Origin of the sequence: Mesorhizobium sp. B2-3-10 (assembly GCF_006442275.1) — a bacterium.
Lineage (GTDB): Bacteria > Pseudomonadota > Alphaproteobacteria > Rhizobiales > Rhizobiaceae > Mesorhizobium > Mesorhizobium australicum.
In genome coordinates this window covers 509,999-527,086 of the sequence record NZ_VFVT01000002.1, presented here as the reverse complement: position 1 = coordinate 527,086, position 17,088 = coordinate 509,999, and the positions used below count along the sequence as shown (strand labels likewise).

The 17,088-nt window shown below is 64.0% G+C and carries 7 protein-coding genes; all 7 read left to right on the top strand.

The window, feature by feature from the left end; genetic code table 11:
- Positions 1 to 95 precede the first annotated feature (95 nt).
- Complete coding sequence (gene hutI, locus FJ943_RS09210; RefSeq protein WP_140720861.1) at positions 96 to 1,331, top strand: imidazolonepropionase; 1,236 nt, start codon at positions 96 to 98, stop codon at positions 1,329 to 1,331.
- On the top strand, positions 1,328 to 2,869 hold the full coding sequence (gene hutH / locus FJ943_RS09205) for a histidine ammonia-lyase (RefSeq protein WP_140720858.1): 1,542 nt from the start codon (positions 1,328 to 1,330) through the stop codon (positions 2,867 to 2,869). Before hutI ends, hutH begins: the two co-directional genes overlap by 4 nt.
- Positions 2,869 to 3,687: an N-formylglutamate deformylase gene (gene hutG, locus FJ943_RS09200; protein WP_140720855.1), complete on the top strand. Its 819-nt coding sequence runs from the start codon at positions 2,869 to 2,871 to the stop codon at positions 3,685 to 3,687. Before hutH ends, hutG begins: the two co-directional genes overlap by 1 nt.
- A gap of 28 nt (positions 3,688 to 3,715) precedes the next feature.
- Complete coding sequence (gene hutU, locus FJ943_RS09195; protein ID WP_140720852.1) at positions 3,716 to 5,386, top strand: urocanate hydratase; 1,671 nt, start codon at positions 3,716 to 3,718, stop codon at positions 5,384 to 5,386.
- Between the two features lie 3 nt (positions 5,387 to 5,389).
- Entirely contained in the window at positions 5,390 to 5,968 is a 579-nt protein-coding gene (locus FJ943_RS09190) for a HutD family protein (RefSeq protein WP_140720849.1), read from the top strand.
- Between the two features lie 288 nt (positions 5,969 to 6,256).
- Entirely contained in the window at positions 6,257 to 14,845 is an 8,589-nt protein-coding gene (locus tag FJ943_RS09185; protein WP_140720846.1) for a glucoamylase family protein, read from the top strand.
- 371 nt (positions 14,846 to 15,216) lie between these two features.
- Complete coding sequence (locus tag FJ943_RS09180) at positions 15,217 to 16,989, top strand: glucan ABC transporter ATP-binding protein/ permease (RefSeq protein ID WP_015318303.1); 1,773 nt, start codon at positions 15,217 to 15,219, stop codon at positions 16,987 to 16,989.
- The last annotated feature ends 99 nt before the right edge of the window (positions 16,990 to 17,088 follow it).

Genomic DNA, 17,088 nt, shown 5'->3' with positions numbered 1-17,088 from the left:
TCTCTCCGCTTTCCGGTCTCGTATGTGATGATGGCACTTGCAGTGCGTTTCAATATGTATATACATAATCGCCACCGATTGAAACGGAAAAGATGATGGCCGTAGAGAGCAGCAAAAACCACGTAGGGGGGCTTCGCCTGTGGCGCAATGCGCGTCTGGCGACCATGGCTGAAAATTCTGCCGGATTGGGTATCGTCGAGCATGGTGCGCTCGCCGCGCGCGACGGCCGCATTATCTATGCCGGTCCGCAATCCGAGATGCCCTCGGCCTTTGCCCAAGGCGAGATCATCAATTGCGAGGGCCGCTGGATTACGCCCGGCCTGATCGACTGTCACACCCATCTGATCCACGCTGGGAACCGCGCCAACGAATTCGAGATGCGGCTGGCCGGCGCCACTTATGAGGAAGTCGCCAGGGCCGGCGGCGGCATCGTCTCGTCGGTCAAATCCTTGCGTGCTGCCAGCGAGGGCGACCTGGTTGCCCAGACGCTGCCGCGCCTCGATGCGCTGATTGCCGAGGGCGTAACCACAGTGGAAGTAAAGTCGGGCTATGGCCTCGATCTCGAAAACGAGAAGAAGTCACTGCGCGCCGCGCGACAGCTGGGCAATGAACGCCGGGTGACGGTTCGCACGACCTTCCTTGGCGCCCACGCGCTGCCGCCGGAAGCCAAGGGCGACAAGGATGCCTTCATCGATCTCGTTGCCAAAACGATCCTTCCCGGCGTCGTCGAGGAAGGCTTGGCCGATGCCGTCGATGGGTTCTGTGAAGGCATCGCCTTTTCGCCGGAGCAGATGGCGCGCGTTTTCGATGTCGCCCAGGCGGCTGGCTTGCCCGTCAAACTTCACGCCGACCAGCTGTCCAATCTGCATGGCGCTGAACTTGCCGCCCGCTATGGCGCGTTGTCGGCCGACCATCTCGAATATACCGACGAGCCAGGCGCGGTGGCAATGGCCAAGGCGGGGACCGTGGCGACGATCCTGCCCGGCGCCTACTACTTCATCCGCGAGACCAAGAAGCCACCGATCGGCCTGTTTCGCCAGCATGGCGTCAGAATGGCTGTTGCCACCGACAACAATCCCGGCACCTCGCCGCTGACCTCGCTGCTTCTGACCATGAACATGGCGGCCACCCTGTTCGGCATGACGGTCGACGAATGTCTTGCTGGCGTCACCCGCGAAGCCGCGCGTGCGCTGGGGCTGCTCGGCGAGACCGGCACGCTGGTATCAGGCAAATCCGCCGATTTGGCGATCTGGGACATCGAGCGCCCCGCCGAACTCGTCTACCGCATGGGCTTCAACCCGCTGCATGCCCGCATCTGGAGAGGACAATGACCGAACTGACCCTGAAGCCCGGCAATGCGACGCTGGCCGACTGGCGCGCCATATACCGTGGCGCCGTGCCGAAACTGGACGATGCCTGCCGTCCGAAAATCAAGGCGAGTGCCGAAGCTGTCGCGCGCATCGTTGCCAAGGGTGAGCCGGTCTATGGCATCAACACTGGTTTCGGCAAGCTGGCCAGCGTGCGCATCCCCGCCGACGATCTCGAGACCCTGCAGCGCAACATCGTGCTTTCGCATGCCGCGGGCGTGGGCGAGCCGATGCCCGTTGCCGTTGCCCGGCTGATGATGGCGCTGAAACTTGCGAGCCTCGCGCAGGGCGCCTCCGGCGTGCGCTCGCAGACCATCGAGCTGCTTGAAGCGATGCTGGCCAACGACGTCATCCCGGTCGTGCCGGCGCAAGGTTCCGTCGGCGCCTCCGGCGACCTTGCCCCGCTGTCGCACATGACGGCGGTGATGATCGGCGTCGGCGAATGCTTTACTCCGCATGGCCGTTTCCCGGCCAAGGTCGCGTTCGTCTCGCACGGGCTGGAGCCGGTCACGTTGGGCGCCAAGGAGGGCCTTGCGCTGCTCAACGGCACCCAGTTTTCGACGGCCTATGCACTGGCCGCTTTGTTCGATGCCGAGGTGCTCTACCAGTCGGCGCTTGTCGCCGGCGCGCTTTCGACCGACGCGGCCAGGGGTTCCGACGCGCCGTTCGACCCGCGCATTCATCTGTTGAGAAAGCACCGTGGCCAGATCGAGACCGCTGACGCGCTGCGCGATTTGATGGCCGGCAGCGCCATCCGCGAGTCGCACCGGGTCGGCGACGAGCGTGTGCAGGATCCCTATTGCCTGCGTTGCCAGCCGCAAGTGATGGGCGCCGCACTCGATGTCCTGCGCAAGGCCGCCGATACGCTCGAAACCGAGGCCAATGGCGTCACCGACAACCCGCTGATCTTCGCAGAAGACGATACTGCTCTGTCCGGCGGCAATTTCCACGCCGAGCCGGTGGCTTTCGCCGCCGACATGATCGCGCTGGCCGTCTGCGAGATCGGCTCGCTCTCGGAACGCCGCATCGCCATGCTGGTCGATCCCGCGCTGTCAGGCATGCCCGCTTTCCTGACGCCCAAGCCCGGTCTGAACTCCGGCTTCATGATCCCGCAGGTTACGGCGGCCGCGCTTGTCTCGGAAAACAAGCAGAAGGCCTATCCGGCCAGCGTCGATTCCATCCCGACCTCGGCCAACCAGGAAGACCACGTCTCGATGGCCGCGCATGGCGCACGCCGCCTGATCGGCATGGTCGAGAACGCAACCGCGGTGATCGGCATCGAGTTGCTGGCCGCCGCCCAAGGCTGTGATTTCCATCAGCCGCTGGCGTCGAGCGCAGCACTGGAAGCCGTGCGCAAGCTGGTTCGCGCCGAGGTGCCGCATCTCGATAACGACCGGCACTTCCACCCCGACATGGAAAAGGCGATCGCCATGGTGCGCAGCGGTGCGGTTGTGAAAGCCGCGAGCGCGGTGGCACTGCCCTCGATTGCCGGAGCGGCGTGATGACGGCCACCCCTTGGCTCACGGTCACACGCGGCACGGCGCCGCTGCTGGTGTCGATCCCGCACACAGGTATCGACCTCGCCGGCCTCGAAAACCGGCTGGCCTCGCCTTGGCTCGGCCGTCGTGATTGCGACTGGTGGATCGACGATCTCTATGATTTTGCCGCCGGTCTCGGCGCCACTGTCGTGCACACCGCGATCTCGCGCACCGTCATCGATGTCAACCGCGATCCATCCGGCGCCTCGCTCTATCCCGGCCAGGCAACCACCGGCCTGTGCCCAACCGAAACCTTTGACGGCGACCCGCTCTACCGCGACGGCGAAGAGCCGGGGCCATCGGAGATCGACGAGCGCCGGCTGAAGTTCTTTGCACCCTATCACGCCGCCTTGCAGGCCGAGATCGACAGGTTGCGCACCTTGCATGGCAAGATTGTCCTCTATGACTGCCATTCGATCCGCTCGGTGCTGCCACGCCTGTTCGAAGGCACGCTGCCGGTGTTCAATCTCGGCACGAATGACGGCAAGAGCGCCGATCCGACGTTGCAGGCGATGGTCAACCAGATCATGGCCGAAACCGGCGAGACTTTTGTCGTCAACGGACGCTTCAAGGGTGGGTGGATAACGCGCCATTTTGGCCAGCCGCTACAGGGCGTGCACGCGCTGCAGATGGAACTCTCCAATCGAGGCTATATGCGCGAGCCCGAGGGGAAGGGCACGCCGGACAATTGGCCGGTGCCCTACGACGCCGCGTTCGCCGCTCCGATCCGCGCCACGCTGACGCGAATTCTTCAAACCGCCATTGACTGGGCCGGGCACTGACGCGCCGCCTCGTCCGAAAGGGACAATGATGAACAATCCCCGTCACAACATACGCGAAGTGCGCGCCCCGCGCGGCGACAAGCTCAATGCCAGGTATTGGACCACCGAAGCGCCGCTGCGCATGCTGATGAACAACCTGGACCCGGACGTTGCCGAAAACCCCAACGAACTGGTCGTCTACGGCGGCATCGGCCGGGCGGCGCGGACCTGGAACGATTTCGACCAGATCGTTGCTTCGCTGAAGATGCTTGGCGAGGACGAGACGCTGCTGGTGCAGTCGGGCAAGCCGGTCGGCGTGTTTCGCACCCACCCGGACGCGCCACGCGTGCTCATCGCCAACTCCAATCTGGTGCCGCACTGGGCGACCTGGGAGAAATTCAACGAGCTCGATAAAAAGGGCCTGATGATGTACGGCCAGATGACGGCCGGCTCCTGGATCTACATCGGCACGCAAGGCATCGTGCAGGGCACCTACGAGACCTTCGTCGAGGCCGGCCGCCAGCATTATGGCGGCAATCTCAGGGGAAAATGGATATTGACCGGCGGCCTCGGCGGCATGGGCGGCGCGCAGCCGTTGGCCGCCGTCATGGCCGGCGCCTGCTGCCTGGCGATCGAATGCAATCCCGACTCGATCGATTTCCGCCTGCGCACCCGCTATGTCGACGAGAGAGCCGAGACGCTCGACGAAGCCATGGAAATGATCGAGCGCTGGACCAAGGCCGGCGAGGCGAAGTCCGTCGGCCTGCTCGGCAACGCCGCCGAGATCGTACCCGAAATGTTCCGTCGCGGCATCCGCCCCGACATGGTCACCGATCAGACCTCTGCCCACGACCCCATCAACGGCTATCTGCCGAAGGGCTGGACGATTGCCGAGTGGCGCGAAAAGCGTGTCAGCGACCCCAGGGCGGTCGAGAAGGCGGCTCGCGCCTCCATGCGCGAACATGTCGAGGCGATGGTGGCGTTCTGGAACGCCGGCGTGCCGACGCTCGACTATGGCAACAATATTCGCCAGGTCGCCAAGGATGAAGGGTTTGAAAACGCCTTTGCCTTCCCCGGTTTCGTGCCGGCCTATATCCGTCCGCTCTTTTGCCGCGGCATCGGCCCGTTCCGCTGGGCGGCACTCTCCGGCGATCCGGAGGACATCTACAAGACCGATGCCAAGGTCCGCGAGCTCACTCCCGGCAACACCCATCTGCACAATTGGCTGGACATGGCCCGCGAGCGGATTTCTTTTCAGGGGTTGCCGGCGCGCATCTGCTGGGTTGGCCTCGGCGACCGGCACCGGCTGGGTCTTGCCTTCAACGAGATGGTGGCAAAGGGCGAACTGAAGGCGCCCGTCGTCATCGGCCGCGATCACCTCGATTCCGGTTCGGTCGCCTCGCCAAACCGCGAGACGGAAGCGATGAAGGACGGTTCGGACGCCGTGTCCGATTGGCCGCTGCTCAATGCGTTGCTCAACACAGCTTCGGGCGCCACCTGGGTGTCGCTGCATCATGGTGGCGGCGTCGGCATGGGTTTCTCGCAGCATGCCGGCATGGTTATCGTTGCCGACGGCACGCCGGATGCTGCAAGGCGCCTGGAACGGGTGTTGTGGAACGACCCGGCGACCGGCGTCATGCGCCACGCCGATGCCGGCTATGACATTGCGATCGAATGCGCCAAGGAGCACCAGCTCAACCTGCCTGGCATTTTGGGCTAAGCCATGCGCGTTCTTCGTGCCGCCGACTACCGCGTCATGCCGTGGAAGAACGGCGGCGGTACGACGACCGAGATCGCCGTCTCGCCCGCTGGCGCTGGGCTCGACGATTTCGACTGGCGCGTCTCGATGGCCCGGGTCGAGACGAGCGGGCCGTTCTCCAGCTTTACCGGCATCGACCGCACCCTGTCGGTTCTGGAAGGCGAGGGGATCGTGCTTAATGTCGCCGGCCGTCCGCCCGAGCGGATGACAGCGGCTTCCCAGCCTTTTTCCTTTCCAGCCGACCAGCCGACGAGTGCCGCGCTGATCGCCGGCCCGATTACCGATCTCAACGTCATGACCCGCCGCGGCCGCATGTTGCATCAAGTCGAACGCCTGCCGGTTTCGGCGCCTGTGGAAATCTCGACCGAGGCCTGTTCCACCCTCATCCTTTGCCACAGAGGCCATGCCATTTTCGCCGGCGCCACGCCTGTCCGCCTCGAGCCGCTCGACACCCTGCTGCTCGGGCCGGATGTGCCTATCTTGCGGGTTGAGCCCGCCCCGGATGCGACCCTTTTCGTGGTCCGCATAATCAGGGCCGCCTGACGGGTTTGCCGCCAACGGTTACCGCCTGTTTCCAAACATGATCGTGATGCCGGCGAAATATAGCGTACACTGACGATGGCATCACGAAAAAGCCCGAATCCTCTCCGTCGATCGGTCCCGACGGGAGCGAGGGGCGCTCGTCTTTGAGTTGGTCGAAAGATGACGCTCCGTCGTGGTGCGGAAACAAACTTTCGGCATAGGGGTTGATGCAGCCGATTGCATTTGAACCGGTTTTAGGGCCATTGCCGTGGCGGTGACGCCGCTGAGTGCCCGCTTACGGAATTTTCAATGAATATTCAGACGAACCCAGCCCAGATCGAGAAGACAAGCGCGAGCTTCCCGGCCATCACGGAAGAGCCGATACGATCGGTATTCCTGCCGGAGGAACGGCTCCGGCTGCTCGGCGAGAGCCTGGCCAAGGGCGATCTGACGGATCTGTTCGGCTTGATCCCGTTCGACTTCCAGGCCCGCATCCGTGACAGCGCCAAGAAGATCCTCGAAGTCTACCGGTCGACCAATGCCGCGCAGGGGAGGGGCGAAACCATCACGCCGGCCGCGCAGTGGCTGCTCGACAACAACTATCTGATCGAGGAAACCATTTTCCAGGTCAAACGCGACCTGCCGCGCCGCTTCTACCGGCAATTGCCAACGCTGAAACTGCCCGACGGCGGCACCGTGCCGCGCGCATTGGCTCTGGCCTGGACCTATGTCGCGCATTCCGACAGTTCCGTCTCGGCGACCATGTTCAAGTCCATCGTCCAGGGTTTTCAGTCGGTCGAGCCGCTGAAAATCGGCGAACTCTGGGCACTGCCGTCCCTTTTGCGCTTCGTGCTCATCGAAAACCTCCGCCGCCTGGCGGTCAGGGTCAACCGCACCCGCCAGATGCGCCAGATCGCCAACGACGTGGCCGACAAGGTGCTGGCGACCGACGACAATCCGGACCGGCAGGCGATCCTTGCCAATTTCAGCGCGCATGCACAGGACACCACCTTCGCCACTCAGCTGCTCTATCGCCTGCGTGACGGATCGCAGAATGCCGGCAAGGCGCTGGAGTGGCTGGAAGGCGAACTCGAAAAGACCGGCTCGGATGCCGAGGAAATCATCATTTCCGAGCACCAGACGCTGTCCAGCGGCAATGTGACCACCGGCAACATCGTTCGCGGCCTGCGCCTCATCAACGACGTCGACTGGACGGTGTGGTTCGAGGGCGTCAGTCGCATCGATACCGTGCTGCGCGAGCGCACGGATTTCGCCGCGCTCGACTTCTTCTCGCGCGATCAATACCGCACCGCGATCGAGGAACTGGCACGCCGCTCGAACCTGTCGGAGTACCGTGTCGCCGAAAAAGCCATCGAACTGGCCGGCCATGCTGTCAGCGAAACCGTCCCGGAGAGCGGTGAGGGGGTTGATGCCCAGGCTGCATCCGTTCACACCGATGTCGGTTTCTATCTCGTTGGCCCGCGTCGGCTGGAACTCGAAAAGACGATCGGTTATCGGCCCACGATCAGCCAGATCGTCAAGCGGACCTTCGCCAAAACCGGATGGCTTGGCATCGTCCTGCCCGTCTTCGCCCTGACCGTCCTGCTGCTCGTCCTGTCGGGCAACGCCCTTTCCAATCTCGGCCTGTCGGTTCCGTCCATCGTGCTGATGCTGGCCCTGTTTGCCGTGCCGGCCAGCGAAGGCGCGCTCGCTTTCTTCAACACCGTGGTCTCGCTCTTCCTCAAGCCGACACGCCTGATCGGCTATGACTACCGGCACGGCGTGCCGCCAGAGGCGCGCACCCTGGTGGTCGTGCCGTCCCTGATCGGCTCGCGTGACGATGTCGAGGAAAACATCCGCAACATCGAAGTGCATTACCTTGCCAATCTGGCGGACGAGATCCATTTCGCGCTGCTTTCGGATTGGCCCGACAGCAAGATCGAGATCGATGCGGCCGATACCGAGATCTTAGACTTCGCCCGTGCCGAAATCGCCCGCCTCAATGCGCGCTATCCCTCCGAAGGCGCGCCGCGCTTCTACATCCTGCACCGCCGCCGGCTCTACAATGCCGCTCAAGGGTCCTGGATGGGTTGGGAGCGCAAGCGCGGCAAACTGCACGAACTCGATCTGTTGCTGCGCGGCGACAGCGATACCACCTTCCTGCCGCTCGAAGTGCCGCTGCCGGAAAAAGTCGTCCATGTGATGACGCTCGACGCCGATACCCGCACCACCCGCGATGCGGTATCGAGCCTTGTCGGCAAGCTTTGCCATCCGCTCAACCGCCCGCATTTCGACGCCATCAGGCGTGTCGTCACCGCCGGCTACACCATCCTGCAGCCGCGCATCACCGCTTCGCTCACCAGCGGCGACGAAGCCTCGTTCTTCCAGCGCGTCTTCTCGGCCAATCGCGGCCTTGATCCCTATGTCTTCGCTGTTTCGGACCTCTATCAGGACGTCTTCAGCGACGGGTCCTTCACCGGCAAGGGCCTCTATCATGTCGATGCCTTCGAGGCCGCCTTGCAGGGCCGCATCGAGGAAAACACCATTCTCAGCCACGATCTGCTCGAAGGCGCGCTGGCGCGCGCCGCGCTGGTCACCGACGTCGAACTGGTCGAGGATTACCCGACCCGCTACTCGGTCGATGCCTCGCGCCACCATCGCTGGGCGCGCGGCGACTGGCAGCTTTTGGGATACATCTTCAACCCGCGCTCCGGCGTTCCGGCCCTGTCGCGCTGGAAGATGGTCGACAATCTGCGCCGCTCGCTGACGCCGATCTTCTGGGTGATGGCGGCGATCGCCGGCTGGACCTTGCTGCCCTTCACGCAGGCCGCGCAGTGGCAGGCCTTGCTGATCCTGAGCCTGTTCATGGCGCCGACCTTCGACGTCGTCAACGCCATCCTGCCCAAGAGCGGCGACCAGACGCCGCGCGGCCATTTCTCGGCGCTGGCGCGCGACGTCGCCTTCGGCACCGCCATGGTGGCGCTGAAGATCGTGCTGATGGCACATAACGCCTGGATGATGGGCGATGCCATCGTGCGCACGCTCTACCGGCTGTTCGTCAGCCGGCAGAACCTCCTGGAATGGCGCACCGCCTCGCAGGCGCACAAGGCCGGCGACAACGATGTCGGCTCCTACTACGGAATGATGTACGGCGCCGTGATCATCGGCTTTGTCGGCCTCGCCATTCCGGTGCTGGCCGATTCCACCGGTGCCTTCGTCGCCTTTTTCTTTGCCTTGTTCTGGATCGGCTCGCCGGCGATCGCCAGCTGGATCAGCCGCTCCGCTGAAACCGAGGATCGGCTGCGCATATCGCAAGCCGACATCCACACGCTGCGCACCGTGGCGCGCCGTACCTGGCATTATTTCGAGAGCTTCGTGACGGCAGAGCATCACAATCTGCCGCCGGACAATTTCCAGGAGAGCCCCGCGCCAGTCGTGGCGCCGCGCACCTCGCCGACCAATATCGGCGTCTACTTGCTCTCGGTCGTCTCGGCACGCGATTTCGGCTGGATCAGCCTGTCCGATGCCATCACCCGCATCGACGCCACCATGACCACCATCGAGAGCATGCCGCGCCATCGTGGCCATCTCTTCAACTGGTACGATACCACGACGCTGAAGCCGCTCTATCCGCTCTACATTTCGGCTGTCGACAGCGGTAATCTCGCCGGCCACCTGGTGGCGGTGGCGGCTGCCTGCGCCGAATGGGCGGAGGCCCCGTCCGTCCACCTGCAGGGCGATTTCGAGGGCATCCTCGATACGGTGACCATCCTGAGCGAAAGCCTCGATGAACTGCCCGACGACCGCCGTCAGTTGCGCCCGTTGCGCCAACGCCTTGTCGATCGCCTCGACGGCATGCGGCGCGCGGTGGAGACGATCAAGGCACAGCCGGAAATGGCCTCCATCCGCACCATCAACCTGGCGGTCCTGGCCGGCGAAATCCGCAAGCTCGCCACCGCCATTCACACCGAAGCCGCATCGCCGCAGAGCGACGTCATCGTAGACTGGACGGCAAGGCTCGAAACCACCTGCGAGGCGCACGTCCACGACGCCCACAGTGACGAGAACGCCGTCGAGGCTCTGCGTGCCAAGCTGCTCACCTTGCGCGAGCGCACCCGTCGTTTCGCCTTCGAGATGGAGTTCGCCTTCCTGATGCGGCCGGAGCGCAAGCTTTTGTCGATCGGCTACCGGGTCGAGGAACATCAGCTCGACGAAAGCTGCTACGACCTTCTCGCCTCCGAGGCGCGGTTGACCAGCCTGTTCGCCATCGCCAAGGGCGATCTGCCGACCGAACATTGGTTCAGGCTTGGCCGCCCGATCGTCGAGATCGGCTTCCAGGGTGCGCTGATGTCGTGGTCCGGCTCGATGTTCGAATATCTGATGCCGCCGCTGGTGATGAAGGAGCCGCAAGGCTCGATCCTCAACCAGACGAGCAAGCTGATCATCAAGCGCCAGATGCAGTATGGCCGCCAGAAGAATGTGCCGTGGGGCATTTCGGAAGCGGCCTACAACGCCCGCGACCGGGAACTGACCTATCAGTACACCAATTTCGGCGTGCCGGGGCTTGGGCTGAAGCGTGGCCTTGGCCAGAACACGGTGATTGCGCCTTACGCGACCATCATGGCGGCGCAGTTCAACCCGCGCGAGGCGGTGCAGAATCTGACCCGGCTGCGCGAGATCGGCGCGCTTGGCCGTCATGGCTATTACGATGCGGTCGACTTCACGCCGCAGCGCGTACCGGAAGGCACCAACCACGCGGTCGTGCTGAACTACTATGCCCACCATTCGGGCATGTCGATCGCCGCCGTCGCCGACGCCATCTTCGAAGGTCGCCTGCGCGATCGCTTCCACAGCGATCCGGTCATTGAATCGGCCGAACTGCTGCTGCAGGAGAGGGCGCCACGCGACATTCCGACCGCGACCGTCCGCACCGAGGCCGACGAGCGCTCCAAGGACGAGACCGAGACCGAGAGCCCTGACACCCGCATCGTGCTCGATCCCGCGCGGGCGTTGCGTTCGACCAATGTGATGTCGAATGGCCGCTATTCGGTGATGGTGACCGCGACCGGCTCCGGCTACAGCCGCTGGGGCGATCTTTCCGTCACCCGCTGGCAGCCCGATCCGGTCGAGGATCGGCTTGGCTCCTACATCTTCCTGCGCGATGCCGCCACTGGCGACTGGTGGTCCGCGACTTCGGAACCCAGGCGCGCGGCCGAGGAAAAGACGCAGGCCCTGTTTTCCGATGACAAGGCGAGCTTCGTGAAGCTGGTCGGCACGCTGCGCTCCGAAGTGGAGTGCATCGTCATCTCCGAGGGCAATGGCGAAGGCCGTCGCATCACGCTCTACAATGAGAGCACATCCGACCGTCACATCGAGGTGACGTCCTTTGCAGAACTGGTCCTGGGTTCGGAAGCTTCCGACAACGCGCATCCGGCCTTCTCGAAAATGTTCGTGGAAACGGAAATCGCCGCCAACAACGGCGCGATCTTCGCCACGCGCCGCAAGCGTGAAACCAGCGAACCGGATGTGACGCTGGTGCATTTCGTCACCGATCCGTCGGGACCGGCGCGTGATGCCGAGGCCGAGACCGACAGGCGCGCCTTCATCGGCCGTGGCCGCACCATCGTCGATGCCGCCGCCTTCGATCCAGGCGCCAGGCTTGGCGGCCATTCCGGCTTCACGCTCGATCCCATCGCCTCACTGCGTCGTCAGGTGCGCGTACCCGCCAACAAGAAAGTATCGCTGACCTTCTGGACCGTCGTCGGGGCAAACCGTGCCGAGCTGGAGGAGGCGATAAGCCGGCTCGACCATCAGGAGAGCTTTGCCCGGCAGGCGATGCTTGCCTGGACGCGTAGCCAGGTGCAGACCCGCCATATGGGCCTCAGTCTGACCGACGCGGCCAATGTGCAGAAGCTGGCGCGCTATCTGATCTATCCCGACCCGTTCCTGCGGTTGCCGGCCGAGTCCATCGCTTCCGGGTTGGGCAAGCAGTCGAGCCTGTGGCCGACCAGTATTTCGGGCGATTACCCGATCTTCCTGGTCAGGATCGGTGACGTTGCCGATCTCGAGATCGTAGCCCAGGCGTTGCGCTTCCAGGAATACATGCGCACCCGCGGCATGATGATCGACTTCGTCGTGGTCAACGAGCAGGCTTCGTCCTATGTCCAGGATCTGCAGCGCGCGGTCGAGACGCTGTGCGAAAACAGCCGCTTGCGCGGCAAGGAACTCGGACCCCGCCAGCACATTTTCGCGGTGCGCCGCGACCTGATGGAGGAAACCACCTACAAGACGCTGCTCGCCGTCGCCCGGGTTGTGCTGCATACACGTAACGGCACCATCTTCGACCAGATCGAACGGGCCGAGGCGGCCGCGCTGCAGGCGCGCGATGGCTTGCAGCCGGCAGGATTGCCGGGTTCGCGCGAAATCGCGGCGCTCGCACCGCAGATGCATGCATTTGCCTCGCAGGCGGTGGCCGACGTCAGCGCCGATGGCTCCGGCCTCAGCCTGTGGAATGGTTTCGGCGGCTTCGACGGCGACGGGCGGCACTATGTGGTGCGCCTGGCTGGCCGGCGCACGACGCCGCAACCCTGGATCAACGTCGTCTCCAACGCGTCGTTCGGCTTCCACACCTCGGCCGAGGGAGCGGCCTTCACCTGGAGCCGCAACAGCCGCGATTACCAGCTGACGCCATGGTCGAACGATCCGGTGTCCAACCGGCCGGGCGAGGGCGTCTATATTTACGACCAGGCCAGCGGCAAGGCGTTCTCTCCGCTCGCAGCGGTGGTGCGCGATCCCGCGATGACCTACGAGGCTTGGCATGGCCAGGGCTTCTCGACCTTCCGCTCGAAGCGCGGACCGTTGTCGATGGACCTGACCCATGTCGTCGATCCCATCGATCCGGTGAAGATCACGCGGCTGCGCATCCAGAATTCCGGCCCGGTACCGGCTCGGCTGCGCGTCTATGCTTACGCCGAATGGGTGCTTGGCGGGCATCGGTCGCGCACCGCGGCAACCATAGTGCCGTCCCGCGACGGAGCCACCGGCGCGTTGCTGGCGCAAAATCCCTACGGGCTCGATTTCAGCGAGCGGGTGGCCTTCCTCGCCGCCGACACCGGCGTCCACTCGGTGACGTCAGACCGGGCCGAATTCCTCGGCCGGCACGGGTCCAGCGAGCTGCCACAGGCGGTGCTGAGCGGTTCGGCCCTGTCGGGTCGCGTCGAGGCCGGAGATGATCCTTGCGCGGCGATCGCTCGCGACGTCGAGATTCCGGCCGGCGCCGACGTCACACTTATCTGGCTGCTCGGCGATGCCGATTCCGCGGCGCAGGCGAGCGCGTTGGTGCAGACGCACCGGGGCAAGGACTTCGACCAGCGCCTGGCCGACAATGAGCGCGAATGGCGCGCCTTCCTCGACACCATCCAGGTCGAGACGCCGGACAAGGCACTCGATGCCATGGTCAATCACTGGCTGCCCTATCAGAGCCTTGCCTGCCGCATCCGCGCCCGCTCGGCCTTCTACCAGGCAAGCGGCGCCTTCGGCTTCCGCGACCAGTTGCAGGACACGCTCGCCTTGCTGGCGCACGACCCGACGCTGGCGCGCGACCAGATCCTCAACGCCGCGCGGCGGCAGTTCCCGGAGGGCGACGTGCAGCATTGGTGGCTGCCGCGGACCGGCGCCGGCGTGCGTACCCTGATCTCCGACGACGTGGTGTGGCTCGCCCACGCCACGTCCCGCTATCTCATGGTGACCGGCGACGCCGCCATCCTGAAGGAGCAACTGCCTTTCCTCGATGGACAGGCGCTGGGTGAAGGCGAGCACGACGCCTTCTTCACCCCGGAAATCTCGAAGAAGACAGTGTCGCTCTACGACCACTGCGCGCGTGCGCTCGACCTTGCCATCAAGCGCAGCAGTCCAGCCGGCCTGCCGCTGATCCTTGGCGGCGACTGGAACGACGGCATGAACCGTGTCGGCGAACACGGCAAGGGCGAGAGCGTGTGGCTGGGTTGGTTCCTGTTGAAGACGCTGGGCGACTTCGCCGCGGTCGCCAAGACCGAGGGCGACACCAAGCGCGCACAGGCCTGGGCAAAGCATGCCGACGCGCTGAAGCGGGCACTCGAAAGCACGGCATGGGACGGCGAATGGTACCGGCGCGGCAGTTTCGATGACGGCACGCCTTTGGGCTCGCGTACATCGCAGGAGTGCAAGATCGACTCCATCGCCCAGTCCTGGAGCGTGCTGTCGGGCGAGGGCGACCCGGCGCGGTCGACCACGGCCATGCAGCAGGCGACGAAGCTGCTCGTCGACGACCGTCTCAAGATCGTCAAACTGTTCACGCCACCCTTCTCGAAGACACAGAAGGACCCCGGCTACATCAAGAGCTATCCGCCTGGCGTGCGCGAGAATGGCGGCCAGTATACCCACGCGGCGACGTGGTTCGTCATTGCGCTGGCCGAGATGGGGCAGACCGATGAAGCTTATCGCTGCTTCTCAATGCTGAATCCGGTCAACCACGCGTTCGACGAGGCCTCGGCCGAGCACTACCGAGTCGAGCCCTACGTGGTGGCGGCCGATATCTACTCCGGGGACGACAAGGGAGGTCGCGGCGGCTGGACCTGGTACACCGGGTCGGCGGGCTGGCTTTACCGGGCGGCGGTCGAAGGCATCCTGGGCATCGAACGGCGCGGCAAGCAGATCACATTCCGGCCGAAGCTGCCCAGCCACTGGGATGGCTACCAGGCTTCACTCAAGATGCTGGGCGCCGAGATCAAGGTCCAGGTCATTCGCGACAAAAAGGTCAAGACGATCTCGCTCGAAGTCAATGGTTCGAAGACAAAATCGACGTCCTTCGCACCCAAAGCTGGTGACCAGACCGAGGTCGTGGTCAAGATACCGGCATGAAATCAACCATTTAGTGATTAGATCGCGCGTCCTCCGGGACGCGCGATGCCGTGCATTGTTTACTTGCGCGCGGGGTGCCGACGACGTTGGCCAGCCGCCCGGACCAAGTCATGCCGGCCTGCCGTGATTAAAAATGTGGCACAGCTCGACCACTGCCATGATTTTGCCGCAAGGCTGACATTTCACCTTTTATCTCAAACTGTTAGGTGATCACGCCAGATTTCGTATCGTCGTCATCTTTTGTTCGCTAAATGGGAACGGAAGAGATAGACGGGCATTGTTTTGCGACGCATCAACCGTTACGTGTCAGGAAATGGTGCGGTGCACAATATTGGTATTGGGCACAATAGAACGTTGGCGGAGTAGCTGAAGTGTCACTTCTGCAGATCTATTGGAGAGCGCTGGGGTATCTGGCTGCCGACAAGAAGCGCGTCGCGCTGATCTGTTCGGCCAACGTCGCTCTTGCAGCCATCGCGATCCTCGAGCCGATCATGTTCGGCCGGGTCATCGACGCGATTTCCGCGCACGGTTCGGTTTTCTCCACGCTCGCCGTGTGGGCCGGCCTCGGCGCCTTCAATGTCATGGCTTTCGTCCTGGTGGCGCGCGGCGCCGACCGGTTCGCGCACGCCCGGCGCAGCGAAGTGCTCTGTCAGTCGTTCGAGCGCGTCATCACCATGCCGCTCGCCTGGCATCATCAGCGTGGCACCTCGAATGCCCTCCACACGCTGCTGCGCGCCGTCGAGACTCTGTTCAGTCTCTGGCTTGAATTCATGCGCCAGCACTTGTCGACCGCTGTCGCGCTCGTTCTGCTGGTTCCGACGGCGCTCAGCATGGATGTGCGCATGTCGATGGTTCTGCTCGTGCTCGGCGTGCTCTACGTCGGCATCGGCCGCCTGGTGATGAAGCGCACCAAGGAAGGCCAAGCCGCGGTCGAGCGTCACTATCACAAGGTGTTCGCGCATGTGACGGACTCGGTGAGCAACGTCGCCGTGCTGCAGAGCTACAATCGTCTCGGCTACGAGGCCGAGGCGCTGCGTGGCTACGTCAAGAACCTGCTCGACGCGCAGAACCCGGTGCTCGACTGGTGGGCTATCGCCAATGCGCTCAATCGGCTGTCGTCGACGATCTCGATGATGGTGGTGCTTCTGATCGGCGCTTACCTGGTCACTCATGGCCAGCTGCGCATCGGTGACGTCATCGCCTTCACCGGCTTCGCCACGCTGCTGATCTCACGGCTCGACCAGATGTCGGCTTTCGCGAACCAGATTTCGGAAGCTCGCGCCAAGCTCGAGGATTTCTACAAGCTCGAGGACTCGGCCGCCGATACCGCCGAGCCGGATGGTCTGCGCGACCTTGCCAACGTCACCGGCCATGTCCGTTTCGAGGATGTCAGCTTCGAGTTCGCCAATTCGGGGCAGGGCGTCAGCGACGTGTCCTTCGAGGTGCAGGCCGGCCAGACCGTCGCGATCGTCGGACCGACGGGTGCGGGCAAGACCACGCTCATCAACTTGCTGCAGCGCGTCTTCTCGCCGTCCAGTGGCCGTATCCTGATCGACGGCATCGATACCCGCACGGTGACCCGCAAGTCGCTGCGCCATTCGATCGCCACCGTGTTCCAGGACGCCGGGCTTTTGAACCGCTCGATCGAGGACAACATCCGCGTCGGCCGCGCCGATGCGACCAACGACGAGATCCATGCCGCCGCCACCGCGGCCGCGGCGCAGGATTTCATCCTGGCCAAGAGCAATGGCTACGACACGGTGGTCGGCGAACGTGGCGGCCAGCTCTCGGGCGGCGAGCGCCAGCGCATCGCCATTGCCCGTGCCGTGCTGAAGGATGCCCCGATCCTGGTGCTCGACGAGGCGACCAGCGCACTCGACGTCGAGACCGAGGACCGCGTCAAGGAAGCGATCGACGAATTGCGCCGCGACCGCACCACTTTCATCATCGCCCACCGCCTGACCACCGTCCGCGACGCCGATCTGGTCGTGTTCATGGACAAGGGCAGGGTGGTCGAGATGGGTGGCTTTGCCGAACTGTCGCTGCGCAACGGCCGCTTCGCCAGCCTGCTGCGCGCCGGCGGCCTGCTCAACGACGAGGAAGTCCGGCGCCTCAGCCGGTCGGTGCAGGGCGAGGCCGCCTGAGCCGTTAACGGTTCCGCCTTCTCCCGAACGGGAGGAGGCAAGACCAGAGCTGCGACACCGCCGCTCGATTGCCCCAAACGCATCGGCGGTCTATGTAAA